12 protein-coding genes are annotated in these 12345 nt (G+C 63.5%); 4 read left to right on the forward strand and 8 right to left on the reverse strand.

What is annotated here, in order from left to right:
* Window positions 1-188: 188 nt before the first annotated feature.
* Window positions 189-1238, forward strand: a complete 1050-nt coding sequence (locus ACPWR9_RS01790) for an aldo/keto reductase (RefSeq protein ID WP_426312622.1) — start codon at window positions 189-191, stop codon at window positions 1236-1238.
* A 30-nt stretch (window positions 1239-1268) separates the two neighbouring features.
* Here ACPWR9_RS01790 and ACPWR9_RS01795 read toward each other — a convergent pair whose 3' ends face one another.
* The 6 genes from ACPWR9_RS01795 to ACPWR9_RS01820 all read right to left on the reverse strand — a co-directional run bounded on the left by ACPWR9_RS01795 (window position 1269) and on the right by ACPWR9_RS01820 (window position 7844).
* Window positions 1269-2411, reverse strand: coding sequence for a porin (locus tag ACPWR9_RS01795; protein ID WP_426312623.1), 1143 nt, complete (start codon window positions 2409-2411; stop codon window positions 1269-1271).
* Window positions 2412-2530: 119 nt separating this feature from the next.
* The gene (locus tag ACPWR9_RS01800; protein WP_426312624.1) at window positions 2531-3871 is read right to left on the reverse strand and encodes an MFS transporter; all 1341 of its coding nucleotides are present in this window, start codon (window positions 3869-3871) and stop codon (window positions 2531-2533) included.
* 87 nt (window positions 3872-3958) lie between these two features.
* The gene (locus ACPWR9_RS01805; RefSeq protein ID WP_426312625.1) at window positions 3959-4705 is read right to left on the reverse strand and encodes a class II aldolase/adducin family protein; all 747 of its coding nucleotides are present in this window, start codon (window positions 4703-4705) and stop codon (window positions 3959-3961) included.
* A gap of 77 nt (window positions 4706-4782) precedes the next feature.
* On the reverse strand, window positions 4783-5646 hold the full coding sequence (locus ACPWR9_RS01810; RefSeq protein WP_426312860.1) for a VOC family protein: 864 nt from the start codon (window positions 5644-5646) through the stop codon (window positions 4783-4785).
* 219 nt (window positions 5647-5865) lie between these two features.
* Complete coding sequence (locus tag ACPWR9_RS01815; protein WP_426312626.1) at window positions 5866-6786, reverse strand: LysR family transcriptional regulator; 921 nt, start codon at window positions 6784-6786, stop codon at window positions 5866-5868.
* 161 nt (window positions 6787-6947) lie between these two features.
* Window positions 6948-7844 (reverse strand): LysR substrate-binding domain-containing protein, encoded by an 897-nt coding sequence (locus ACPWR9_RS01820; protein WP_426312628.1) that lies wholly within the window; start codon window positions 7842-7844, stop codon window positions 6948-6950.
* Window positions 7845-8021: 177 nt separating this feature from the next.
* Here ACPWR9_RS01820 and yfcF point away from each other — a divergent pair, with 177 nt between their 5' ends.
* The gene (gene yfcF, locus ACPWR9_RS01825; RefSeq protein ID WP_426312629.1) at window positions 8022-8693 is read left to right on the forward strand and encodes a glutathione transferase; all 672 of its coding nucleotides are present in this window, start codon (window positions 8022-8024) and stop codon (window positions 8691-8693) included.
* A 16-nt stretch (window positions 8694-8709) separates the two neighbouring features.
* Here the strand turns inward: yfcF and ACPWR9_RS01830 are convergent, their stop codons facing one another.
* Window positions 8710-9063, reverse strand: coding sequence for a hypothetical protein (locus ACPWR9_RS01830; RefSeq protein WP_426312630.1), 354 nt, complete (start codon window positions 9061-9063; stop codon window positions 8710-8712).
* A 344-nt stretch (window positions 9064-9407) separates the two neighbouring features.
* On the opposite strand from ACPWR9_RS01830, the gene ACPWR9_RS01835 reads away from it, so the two are divergent.
* Together ACPWR9_RS01835 and ACPWR9_RS01840 are read left to right on the forward strand one after the other, a co-directional pair.
* Window positions 9408-10505 (forward strand): branched-chain amino acid aminotransferase, encoded by a 1098-nt coding sequence (locus tag ACPWR9_RS01835; protein ID WP_426312631.1) that lies wholly within the window; start codon window positions 9408-9410, stop codon window positions 10503-10505.
* 140 nt (window positions 10506-10645) lie between these two features.
* The gene (locus ACPWR9_RS01840) at window positions 10646-11293 is read left to right on the forward strand and encodes a YitT family protein (RefSeq protein ID WP_426312632.1); all 648 of its coding nucleotides are present in this window, start codon (window positions 10646-10648) and stop codon (window positions 11291-11293) included.
* Here the strand turns inward: ACPWR9_RS01840 and ACPWR9_RS01845 are convergent.
* Window positions 11278-12177 carry a LysR substrate-binding domain-containing protein gene (locus tag ACPWR9_RS01845; RefSeq protein ID WP_426312633.1) on the reverse strand — a complete coding sequence of 300 codons (900 nt, stop codon included), beginning with the start codon at window positions 12175-12177 and terminating at the stop codon, window positions 11278-11280. The two genes, ACPWR9_RS01840 and ACPWR9_RS01845, sit on opposite strands and share 16 nt — an antisense overlap.
* Window positions 12178-12345: the final 168 nt, after the last annotated feature.

The raw sequence follows: 12345 nt of genomic DNA on the forward strand, positions 1-12345 counted from the left end.
GCCATCTCACCGCCATATTTCGCGCCATTTCGGGGCATACGGATGCCCATTGCAGAATCAGGCAGGAAATGTGCAGGAACAGGTACTGCTTGCCTGATGCCCCGCGTCGCATAATGCATCCCATCCCGTGACAGTCATCTCCCCCGATGACTGTGCGCAACGGGTGGCGACTTCAACGGAGCAATGCAATGCGACAAAGAAAACTCGGCAACACCGGCCTTTTCGTCTCGGAACTGTGCCTCGGCACGATGACCTTCGGCGGTCAGGGCGAGCTGTGGAGCAAGATCGGACATTTGCAGCAGAACGACGTCGACACCCTCGTCGGGCGCGCACTCGACGCCGGCATCAACTTCATCGACACCGCCGATGTCTACTCGGAAGGTCAGTCGGAAATTCTGACCGGCCAAGCACTGCGCAACCTCAAGGTGCCTCGCGACAGTGTCGTGGTCGCGACCAAAGTGTTCGGTGCCACTGGCGCACAAAGCACGAACTCGCGTGGTCTGTCGCGCTATCACATCATGGACGGCATCAAGGCCAGCCTGAAGCGCACTGGCCTCGAGCACATCGATCTGTATCAGGTGCACGGCTTCGACCCGGCCACGCCCATCGAAGAAACGCTCTCGGCACTCGACACACTCGTTCGTCAGGGCTACGTGCGCTACATCGGCGTGTCGAACTGGGCCGCGTGGCAAATCACCAAAGCACTCGGCATCTCGGCACGGCTGAACCTCGCGAGCTTCGCTTCGCTTCAGGCTTACTACACCGTAGCCGGACGCGATCTGGAACGCGAGATCGTGCCGATGCTGCGCAGTGAAAACGTGGGCCTCATGGTGTGGAGTCCGCTCGCTGGCGGCTTGCTCTCGGGCAAGTACACCCGTGACGGGCAGGCAGAAGCGGGCAGCCGTCGCCAAGCCTTCGACTTCCCGCCGGTGGAAGTAGAACGCGCTTATGACGTCATCGACGTGATGCGCGGCATCGCCACGGAGAAGGGCGTATCGGTCGCACAGATTGCGCTCGCATGGCTGCTGCACCAGCCGGTAGTTTCGACGGTCATCATCGGTGCCAAGCGTACCGATCAGCTCGACGACAACATCGCCGCCACTCGCGTCACGCTCGATGCGCGTGAGCTGGCCGCCATCGACGCTGCGAGCGCCCTGCCCGCCGAGTACCCGGGCTGGATGCTCTCGCGTCAGGGCGACCCGCGCCGTGCCCAACTGGCCGAAGCCGGTTTGCTGTAAAACGCGCCGCAGGGCATGCGGCGCACGTCATCAGAACGTGTGCCGCATGCCCACGTTCACGCCGAGCTGATTGGTGCCCGGCGTGGGCGACCCGCCCGCACCGCCCGAACTCACGGAATACGCCGCGTGCTCGCTGTTAGCGAGATACCCCACCTGCGTGTAGACCGCCGTGCGCTTCGACAGGAAGTATGTGCCTCGCAGTGTCGCCATCGTGGCGCGCGTGTTCTGACGCGCATTGAGCATGCGGAACACTTCGCCATCGACCGCGAACGACGGCGTGAACTGGTACAACGCCCCCACGTAGAACATGTCGGAATTGACGTCGGCCACCGCTGCCGACGCCGTCTGCACACGACGCCCCAACCAGCCCGCCCCCACCTTCCAGTTGCCACCCTTCGCATAGCCGTTCAACTGCCAGCGCGTGTCCTTGTCGGCAGAACTGGTGAGCGGCACCGCTGCTGCGCCGTTGAAGAAGCTCGCTGCCGCCCCCGCACCGCCGCGTTGCTCGTCCCACGCGCCCGCCACGCCGAACCACGGCGTGTCGTACTTGAGCATCGCGGAGACTTGACGACAGCTCGTCATCTGCCCCGGCACCTGCCCCGCGCACGTGCCCTGCCCCGGCGAGTTGCCGGTGCCGCCGCTGTCACGTCCGAACGAATAGGTCGCGCCCACCGTCAGTCCTTGAAACACGCCTTTGTACGCCACGGTGTTGTCGCTGCGCGCATTCGGGATGTAGCTGTCGAGCGAGCCGCTGCCGTAGAGGTCAGGCCCGAGAATGTCGGCGTCGCTCATCACCCAGAACGTCATCGAATACTGACGCCCGAACGACAGCGTGCCGTATTGATTCGACAAGCCGACCCACGCCTGACGGCCGAACAGGCGTCCGCCTTGATTCAGATCGCCCGCACGCACGTTGAAGCCGTTCTCCAACACGAACAGGGCATGCAAGCCGCCACCCAAATCCTCGTCGCCGCGCAGGCCCCAACGCGAGGGCAGCGAGCCGGTGTTCGCCGGCATGCGAACGAGTGAGCTGTTGTTAGTACCCGCGTGAGAGATGTATTCGACGCCGGTGTCGAGAATGCCGTAGAGCGTGACGCTTTGCGCCATGGCCGGCGTTTGCGCCAACGCGAAACCGGCGGCCAGCGCGAGCGCGGGCAGTACCTTGTGGGTCACGGTGAAGTCTCCTGTGAAGCGTTGTGGTGGTCCGGCCTGTGTCGGCCGGTGAGATGAGAACCGCCACGCGCGCATCGGGGGACGCACGCGTGGCGGGTACTGCTATCGGAGGAAGTCGATCAGATGGCGCGTGCCGCGGGCTTCGCCGTGCCGGGTGTTGCGACCCCGTCACGCCCCACTCGCCGACGCATCACGAGCATGAGCGCCGCCGCGATAAAGGCAGGAATCGCGACGATCTGGAACGCCTGCGCCGTACTCGACGCGGTGGCAATCAACACACCGCCCAAGCTCGACCCAAGAATTGAACCCAGTCGACCGACGCCCAATGCCCACGCAACACCGGTGGCACGCGAAGGCGTCGGGTAGTAGGCCGCCGTGAGTGCGTTGGCGCCCGTCTGTGATCCGGCGATGCCGAAGCCTGCGAGGAAGACCACCACCATCAACCAGCCGGACTGATGCGTCACCGCGCCCAGAATGCACAGCGCAATGCCTGCCATCACGTACGACGCTGCGAGCACGCGATACGGGCTGGTGCGGTCCATCGCAAAGCCGATCATCACCGCGCCGACCGTGCCGCCCAGCGGCAGCATCGCGCCGATACGTGCGGCTTCTGCCAGCGTGTAACCCGAGTCTTTGACCACCAACGGCAGCCAGCTCGTGAGCAGATAGAACGCGCACAACGTGCAGAAATACGTGGCCCACAGCAGCAACGTCCCGATCACGTACTGTCGCGTGAAGAGTCCGCCGACCGCCGAGTTGGAGGCCCCCGCCGGTGCCGCTTCGGGATCGATGCGCGTGAGCGTCGGATCGATCTGCTTCGCAATAGCCAGCAGTTGATCGCCACGATCGCCTCGCGCCGCGAGATAGCGCATCGACTCCGGCAACCAGCGCATGAGGACCGGAACAATCGCCAGCGGCACCACGCCACCCGCGATCAGCACGCCGCGCCAGCCGATGTGCGGCAACGTCTGCGCGACGATCTCACCGCCAATCGCAAAGCCCAGCGTGAAGCCGCAGAACGTGGCCGTGACCAGCAGCGAACGAATACGCTCCGCACAGTATTCCGAGCTGAGCGTGATCGCGTTAGGCATGGCACCGCCGAGTCCGATACCGGTGATAAAACGCATGATCGCGAGTTCGGTCGGGCTATTCACGTACGCCGACGCAATGCTGCCCAGCGAGAACATAACCACCGAGACGATCAGCACACGCTTGCGGCCAATGCGGTCGGCGAGCGGCCCGAAGATGAAACAGCCGAGCATCAGACCACCGAGGCCAGCACCGAAGACCGTGCCGAGGCTGGTCGTCGCCATCGCCCATTCGCTGCGAATGGCCGGGGCCAGGTAGCCGATGGCGGCCGTGTCGAAGCCGTCGAGCGTCACGATCAAAAAGCACAGCGCAATCACGCGCCATTGAAATGGCGTGATGCCCCGTCGATTCATCAAAGCGGTTATTTCCATGTCTGTCTCCTATGCGGCGAATTAACGTCACCGGCCATGGCGTCTGTGGACGACGCTCTTGGTGGCCGATGCCGGTGGGGGGGCGATTCAGGTTGCGGTCGGGGTCATGTGAAGCTCCGGGTCGCCTGCCGAGAGGTATTCCCACATGCGTTCGATGATTCGGCCCGAACGCGTGGCGCGTGCTGCACATTCGGCGCCGTCGAGCACGGCGGCGGGCATTGCGGCGTCGAGGGAGAGCACGTCGAGATCGACGCGTGCAGCGTCTTCGAGATACCAAGTGAAGGCCACCATCGCTTCGAGCGTGTCGGCGGCGACCACCGCGCCGTTGCCCCGCATCACCACGGCAGCGTTGTCACCCATCGTGTCGATCACCGCCTGCGCTTGCGCATCGGAGCGAATCAGTTGCGGGTCGTCCCATAGCGGCACGCCCGGCGCGAAGTAGGTGCCGGGGCCGTGCAACGCGCGCGGTGTGCGACGAAGCGTGGAGAGCGACATCGTCTTCGGCGGCATGGTGCGCGCTACGGCACCGATATCCGGACGACGGCGATAAATCTGCTGATGCAAACGCACTTCGCCCAGCACCCCCTCGGGCAACGGACCATCGATGGGCACCACCGTGCCCGCTTCGCCCACGCCGATCAGGCCCATCGGACGCGCGGCACACACGAGAAATCGCGCGTCGTCGAGCCGAACGCTGCAATGCCCGTAGGCGTGTGCCAGCCCAGCGCGAGCGAGCGTGCGAGCGGCCACCCGCACGGCGCGGTCGGCGTCTGCGATATCTGCGCGCGTGTTGGCAGGCGCCTGTACAGGCGCAGCTTGGAAATTGAGTGTCATGGGGAAAGCCGGGCGTCGCCGCCTCGTTTAGGTAGGCGGCCGCCCGAACATTCCGGGGCGCACGCCGCACGCGGCCATCAGGCCGAAAATTCCGGAATCTCGGGCTTCGCGCCCCACATGCAGAACCCGGTCGGATCGAACGGGAACTGACGCGGCACGTACGTCGCTTCGTCTTCTGGCGCGATCTTGCGCACGCCCGTGGAGTACTCGTAGACCATGCCGTCCGGCCCCGCGAAGTACAGGAACATTGCGTGCGAGGTCGGGTGACGCCCCGGGCCGAAGCGAATCGGCACGCCCTGTTCGCGCAGGAAGTACCACGAGCGCATCAGATCATCGATGCCGTTCACTTGAAAATTCACGTGCTGGATACCCGCACGCTTGGCCGGGAAGAGCGCGATTTTGTGATGCACGTCGTCGATGCGCAGCAATGGCGCGTCGCCGATGCGATCGGACACGCGCGCATTACACACGCTCGTCCAGAAGGCTTCATCGCGGCGCGCATCGGTCGTGCACAGCCCCACGTGGCTGAACGAATCGATACCGGCATCGCGCTCGCCGTGATAGCCGCGTCCGGTTTGCGCAGCGCGTAGCACGAGCTCGATCTGGTTGCCCGTGGGGTCGCGAAACGTGAGGAAGTCGGACACGCGGCGCATGTCGGATTCGTCGCGCGTGCCACGGCGAAAGTCGATGTGCATCGCTTCAAGCTGTGCGGCGGCGGCGTCGAAGTGCGCATCGCTCACGATGTCGAACGCCACGGTGTGGTCGGCCGGATCGCCTTCGAAATAGCACACGGAATGGTCGCGGCTGTCGCTGCGGAGGTACACGTAGCCGGCTTCGCGGCGCACTTCCTGCAACCCGAGAATGGTGCGTGCGTAGCGCGTGGCACCTTCGAGGTCGCGTGTGCCCAGCCGCACGTAACGAATGTCGTGCAGATTGATCACCGCCTGTCTCCTGCGGATGTTGTTCGTGTCGCGGGCAAGCGCCCGGTTTGTGATGAACACGATAAGGAGCGCCGCCATATGACGCCAACGAATTGCGTAAATGCGGGGTATTTACGCCGTGAATCAGGCGTGCAGCATTGGCGGGAAACAGGGGGTAGCGGCGGAGTCAGCGAGCCACACAGTGCGGCGGACAATGCGGCAGATCAAGCGTAGGTGTGCTTAGTCTTCGCCGTGGAAGAGGCGGAACATCGTGCTGCGCAGCCATCGATGGCCCGCGTCAGTGTGAAAGCGCTCATGCCAGAGTTGCGAGATATCGAACACAGGGCTCTCGAACGGCAACGCGTAGGTGCGCAGGTCGGCAGCGGCCTGGAGCGCGCGTCCGAGCCGGGTCGGGACACAGACCACGAGATCGCTTGCTGCGATCAACGCCGAGAGTCCCATGGAATGCGCCATGCGCAGCGCGACATGACGCTGCCTGCCCGCGTGGGCGAACCACTGCTCGACAGCGGTCTCGAAGACGTCGTGATTGCCCGCCGTGGGGCGATACACCGCGTGCGCTGCGCTGAAGAACGCCTCGGCGCTCAGGCTTTCCTGCACCGCCGGATGCCCGTCTCGAACGAGTACGACGTAGTGTTCGCGAAAGAGGCGTTGCTGGTGAAAGCCCGACGAGAATCGTGTGAACAGGCCCAGCGCGAGATCGATATCGCCCATCGCCATGGCGTTCTGCGCTTCGCGCGGGGTGGTGTCGACGGTGACGATACGCACCCCCGGCGCTTCTTTCGCCAGCGTCGCCATCAGCTTCGGGATGAAGATCAGCTGACCGATATCGCTCAGGTAAAGGCGGAATGTGCGTTGCGCGTTGGCTGGCACAAAGTCTTGCGGGGCTTCGACGGCGCCACGAATCAGACTCAGGCCGTCGGTGACCGGTTGCGCGAGTTGCAGGGCGAGGTCGGTCGGCAGCATGCCTTGCGGCGTTTTCACGAACAGCGGATCGCCAAACGCGAGGCGCAGGCGCTTGAGCGCGTTGCTCACCGCCGACTGCGTGAGGTTAAGCTCCTCGGCCGCCACGGTCGTGCTGCGCGTGCGCAACAGCGACTCGAAGACGAGCAACAAATTCAGATCGAGCGAGCGCAAGTTCATCCCCTGCCGTGCATCCTAGCCAAAACGGTGACGCATTTTAGGCAACCTGCGCCGTCGTGCGCATTGCGGGAAACCCCCGCCAACGGCGCGGTAGGTTCGTGGTATTTGCGTGCGCGTTGATTGACTAGCGCGACGCGTCGCAGTGTTAGCAGCGCTCGACCTCAGTGCCCGCTAGCGGCGACGGCGGCTTGCAACCGCGCGATCACTTCCAGCACTTCAGGGCGCTTCTCGCGCTTGGCCGTCACGATGTTGTAGCGCAGCGGGCATTCCACTTCCACGTCGGACACGCGCACGAGACGGCTTCGCTTGAGCCACGCGTCGGCGAGCGGTGTTCGCGCCAACGCGAGGCCAAGTCCGGCTTCGGCGGCAGCGAGCACGACCGTGTAATCTTCGAAGCGACGGTCGCGCGCACGCGGGCGCAGCGACACGCCTTGCTCCCCACACCACGCGCGCCATCCGGTGAGATCGGAGTCGTGCAGTAACGGTAACGCCAGCATATCGCTCACGCTGGCGCCCTTGAGGCGTGCGGCGATTTCAGGCGATGCCAGCGGATATAGCGTCTCGGGTAGCAGCGGTTCCCAGTCGACGTTGGCCCATGCGCCCCGGCCATAGCGAATGGCGATGTCCACTTCGCCCGCGCCCACATCGGCGTTGCGATGTTCAGTGGTCACCTGAATGTCGATGAACGGGTCGCCCGCTTCGAGCGCGGGCAAGCGTTCGAGCAACCAGAGCTTGGCGAACGACGGCACCACGCTCAGACGCACCGCCGGGGCCTTGCGCGATTGATGCCACTGATCGGCGGCGGCATCGATGACGTCGAAGGCATGTTCCACACGCCCGAGAAAACGCTGGCCGTCGCACGTCAGACTCACCCCACGCGCGTGGCGCTCGAAAAGTGAGCAGCCGAGCCAGTTTTCGACCGCCGCAACTCGGCGACTGATGGCACCGTGCGTCAGACCACTCGCCTCGGCGGCGGCACTGAAAGAGCCATGCCGTGCAACAAGGCACACGGTTTCGAGATTGGCCAATGGCGGACGGGCACGGAGTGGAGCGTTCATAGGGGGTGCGCGGGGTGATGGAGGTGTGAATTAGGCTCACACCTTGCTATCGAATAGTGCAGTAGCTTATCACCCCGCAGGTACGGCAACATAAGGACTCGCGGGCGATATTTGCTTCGCGATTTTCGCCGTCGCGTGTCGTTCCGAGGCGAGTCCCTTTTCCGTCAGGAGTCCATCGTGTCAGCCGCTGCCCCCGCCAACTTCATCCTCTACGCGGATGCTCAGTTCACGAGCCCGTACGCTTTGTCCGTCTTCGTCACGCTGCGCGAAAAGGGGTTGCCGTTCGAATTGCGCACCGTCGATCTCGCGCTCGGGGCGCATCACGAAAGCGGCTACGCCGACCTGTCGCTCACGCGGCGCGTACCCACGCTGGTGCACGGCGACTTCACGTTGTCCGAGTCGTCGGCCATCACCGAGTATCTGGAAGCGATCTCCCCTGCGAACCCCGTGTACCCGACCGAAGTGCATGCGCTAGCCCGCGCGCGTCAGGTGCAAGCGTGGCTGCGCAGCGATCTGGCCGTGTTGCGAGCGGAGCGTTCGACCGAGGTGATCTTCTACGAACCGACGCGCGAACCGCTCTCCGACGCGGGTTACGCAGCGGCGAGCAAGCTCATCGCCATCGCGCAAAGCTTGTTGCCCGATGGCCGGATGTCGCTGTTCGAGAAGTGGTGTATCGCGGACGTGGATCTGGCGCTGATGCTCAATCGTCTGGTCTATAACGACGACGTGGTGCCGCCCGCGCTCGTCGAGTTCGCCCGCCGTCAGTTTGCGCATCCCGCAGTTCAGGAATGGCTGGCCTTCAAGCGCCCTGCACGTCCGGGCGATCCGGTGGAAGACAAGGCAGCCTGAACGGACCCAAGCCGGGCTAAGCCGCCAACATCGTCAGCCGCTGGCGATGGATATTGATGTGGAAGAGTACGAGCAGGCGGTGCGGACAGTCGTCGCGCAGCGCGATTCCGGTGCCGTCTTGCTCGCCTTCCTGCATTGCGTGGTGGCTTTTGAGCGCCGCCTGAAATGCCACACCAGCAAGCGAGCGCGCGGCGAAAATCAACAGGGCTAGCGACGCCGCCATGGCCAGGCGAAAGTCAGTGGTGGCAAAAATGGTTTGCGGCACGTCGAACACCAGCATGGCGACTACCACGCAAGCGTCGATGCAGGTGGCCCCTAGCGAGGCCACGAGCAGATAGGCGCGCAACATCCGAATCGTTGTCGATTGCATGTGTCCTCCCTCCCATGGCTCACATCATCCGCTCACGATGTTAAATGTCGAGCGTCTTCCGGCTTGTGACCGAAACCTTTTTTTACACACTGTTACCGTACGTGGTTACCGTCCCATGTTAGGCATCGGCACACCGACGATCCACTAAATTTCGCAGATTTATCGCGAAAATCCACCAAATTGCGAGAATTTCCAGCGTCCGGCGCGCGAGAAGCCCGCCGAGACGCTTCGTGCGGTGAATTCAGTCGACAGGCAGGCCCCGAAAGGAGGAAAATATCGCCACCTTGCCGTTTACGTTAACGGCATAGACGACCAAGCCAACTCTGCCGAGACACTGAAGAAACATGAGCGCTGACAACCAACTGCGTTTTGTCGTGGAGCCGCACGCCAACCCCACCCCCGCCGACCAGATCGCCGCCAAGCTGGCCAACCCGGTGTTCGGCCGTGTATTTACCGATCACATGGTCACGATCCGCTGGACCGAAGGCACGGGCTGGCATGACGCCAAGGTCGAAGCACGCCGTCCGTTCGAGATCGATCCGGCCTGCGCCGTGCTGCACTATGCACAGGAAATCTTCGAAGGCATGAAGGCCTACCGTGGCGAAGACGGCAAGATTTCGCTGTTCCGCCCGCAGGCGAACGCCAAGCGTTTCCGCGAGTCGGCCCAGCGTATGTCGATGGCCGAGGTGCCGGAAGCCCTGTTCCTCGAAGCCGTGGAAAAGCTCGTCGACATCGACCGCGCGTGGATTCCGGGCACGGAAGGCAGCAGCCTGTATATCCGCCCGTTCATGTTTGCCTCGGAAAGCTTCCTTGGCGTGCGCGCATCGCATGAGTACATCTTCTGCGTGATCGCGTGCCCGGTGGGTCCGTACTTCAAGCCCGGCAAGTCGGCCGTGACCGTGTGGGTGTCCGACCAGTACACGCGTGCAGCGCCCGGCGGTACCGGCGCAGCCAAGTGCGGCGGCAACTACGCGGCCAGCCTGATTGCGCAGACCGAAGCCAGCGGCAAGGGTTGCGATCAGGTCGTGTTCCTCGACGCTGCGCAGCATCGTTGGATCGAAGAACTGGGCGGTATGAACGTGTTCTTCGTGATGGACGACGGTTCGCTCCAGACGCCGCCGCTGTCGGGCACGATTTTGCCGGGTATCACCCGCGCGTCGATCATCGAACTGGCCCGCCGCAACGGCCTGACCGTCAACGAAACCCCGTACGAATTTGCACAATGGCAAGCCGATGCTGCCAGCGGCCGCGTGAAGGAAACCTTCGCATGCGGTACGGCAGCCGTGGTGACGGCCATTGGTCAGGTCAAGCACGCCAAGGGCGAATTCACCATCGGCGACGGTGGCGAAGGTGCCGTGACCAAGCGCATCCGTGACGAACTCACGGGTATCCAGCGCGGCAAAGTGGCCGATCCGCTGGGTTGGGTCCACCACGTTGCCTGATGGCGCGTTAAGTCTTAAGCAAACATAACAGGCAGTAAAGCTGCGCGCCGCCCGAGACAGCGGCGCGGGAAATTATCGGCGGCGCGTGACGACACAAGGAGAGTCGCACGCGCCGTCTTGTTGTTCCTGACTTACAGATCATGAAACACGAATCGGGCGCTATATCTGGCGCCATCGCGGCCACCGACACAATCGGCGTGCCGCACTCCGTGCTTGAAGACATCTACGCGATGGTCATCGGCATGGCATTTGTGGTGGTCGGTCTGGTGCTGCTCAAAGCTGCCGGGTTAGTGACCGGCGGTGTTGCAGGCATCGCGCTGCTCGCCTCTTATATCTTTCCGCTACCGGTGGGCACCATATTTACGTTGGTGAACATCCCGTTCTTCCTGTTCGCGTACTTCACGATGGGGCCCGGCTTCGCGCTCAAGTCCACCATCGCGAGCTTCGGCATCACCTTTGCGCTGGCGGCCATGCCGCAGACCCTCCACGTCGCGTTCGTCAATCCGCTGTTTGCCGCGTTCGTCGGCGGCACGTTGTGCGGCATGGGCATTCTCGCGTTGGCGCGTCATGGCGCGGGCGTGGGCGGCACCGGGATCGTCACGCTCTGGCTGCAACGCCGTCGTGGCATCAACGCCGGGATTTCGCAGGTGTGTATCGACGCGACCATTCTGCTTGTCTCGACCGCCACCATTCCGCTCGGACGCGTGGGCTGGTCGGCGCTCTCGGCCGTGGCCATGAGCGCCATGGTCGTGGCGTGGCACCGCCCGGGACGCTACACCGGACGGTAAGCGCTTGCCTGCGTGAGCAGCCATTGACGGAACACCGTCAGTGGCTGGCCATGCGTGAGTTCCGTCGGGTAGACCAGGTAATAGGCCGACTCGGCCACGCTTTTCACATCGAACGGAATCGTGAGGTCCAGCGCCCCTAACTGGGCTTCCACGAAGAACTTCGGCACCAGCGCGATGCCCAGCCCCGCCGCAGCCCCCGCGATCAGCATCGTGTGCAGTTCGTAGCGCAGCCCTTGCACCGTACGGTTGTCCTCGATGCGTTGCTCGGCGAACCAGCGGGTCCACGCCGAGGGACGTGTCGTCGAGTGCAGCAATGGGTATTGCAGCAGATCGGCTGCCGTACTGATTGGTCCCCGCAGCAACGACGGGCGACAGACCGGCACCACCTCTTCCCCGAATAGATAGTCCGACGACGTGCCCGGCCACGTTGGCTGGCCGAAGTGAATTGCCGCTTCAAAGTGGGTTTCGTCGAACGTGAACAGGTCCGTGTGCACGCCCATGTTCACGCGCACGTCCGGATGACGCTCGTTGAAGTCCTTCATGCGCGGGATCAACCATTCCGACGCGAACGTCGGCAGCACCGCCAACTCCAGATACCCCCCGCCGCTGCCGTGCGCCATGATCGACAGCGTGTCGCGGTCGAGTTGTTCCAGCGTGCGGCGTACTTGCGTGCTGTACAGACGCCCGGCGCGCGTGAGCACCACACGCTGTTTGGCCCGCACGAACAAGCGCACGCCGAGCTGCGTTTCTAGCGTGGCAATCTGGCGCGAGACCGCACTTTCCGTCAGAAACAGCTCGCGGGCCGCGTGGGTAAAGCTTTCGTGCCGGGCGGCCGCCTCAAAAGCCAGCAGCGCTCCCGTGCTTGGGGTTCTGAACTTGCGCATGTTGATTCCAAAAACGCATCAAGTGGCAATTTTATCTCGCTTTACGCGAGTGACATCCCTTTCAATAATGCTGTCACTGCAAGAAGGTGCGACATGACACTCTGGCGCGCCTGCCCTGACACCCTGTGGTGCTGCGCGATACGAGAAGCGCGACGGCGCCCATTCCTG

The sequence above is a fragment of the Pandoraea pneumonica genome, assembly GCF_049918595.1.
Taxonomy (GTDB): domain Bacteria; phylum Pseudomonadota; class Gammaproteobacteria; order Burkholderiales; family Burkholderiaceae; genus Pandoraea; species Pandoraea pneumonica_A.

What these genes read in the sequence shown, in the direction of transcription:
- ACPWR9_RS01820 (WP_426312628.1), bottom strand. Translation starts at nt 7,844, where the DNA reads ATGAACGCTCCACTCCGTGCCCGTCCGCCATTGGCCAATCTCGAAACC.
- ACPWR9_RS01845 (WP_426312633.1), bottom strand. Translation starts at nt 12,177, where the DNA reads ATGCGCAAGTTCAGAACCCCAAGCACGGGAGCGCTGCTGGCTTTTGAG.
- ACPWR9_RS01800 (WP_426312624.1), bottom strand. Translation starts at nt 3,871, where the DNA reads ATGGAAATAACCGCTTTGATGAATCGACGGGGCATCACGCCATTTCAA.
- ACPWR9_RS01815 (WP_426312626.1), bottom strand. Translation starts at nt 6,786, where the DNA reads ATGAACTTGCGCTCGCTCGATCTGAATTTGTTGCTCGTCTTCGAGTCG.
- ACPWR9_RS01805 (WP_426312625.1), bottom strand. Translation starts at nt 4,705, where the DNA reads ATGACACTCAATTTCCAAGCTGCGCCTGTACAGGCGCCTGCCAACACG.
- ACPWR9_RS01790 (WP_426312622.1), top strand. Translation starts at nt 189, where the DNA reads ATGCGACAAAGAAAACTCGGCAACACCGGCCTTTTCGTCTCGGAACTG.
- ACPWR9_RS01840 (WP_426312632.1), top strand. Translation starts at nt 10,646, where the DNA reads ATGAAACACGAATCGGGCGCTATATCTGGCGCCATCGCGGCCACCGAC.
- ACPWR9_RS01830 (WP_426312630.1), bottom strand. Translation starts at nt 9,063, where the DNA reads ATGCAATCGACAACGATTCGGATGTTGCGCGCCTATCTGCTCGTGGCC.
- ACPWR9_RS01835 (WP_426312631.1), top strand. Translation starts at nt 9,408, where the DNA reads ATGAGCGCTGACAACCAACTGCGTTTTGTCGTGGAGCCGCACGCCAAC.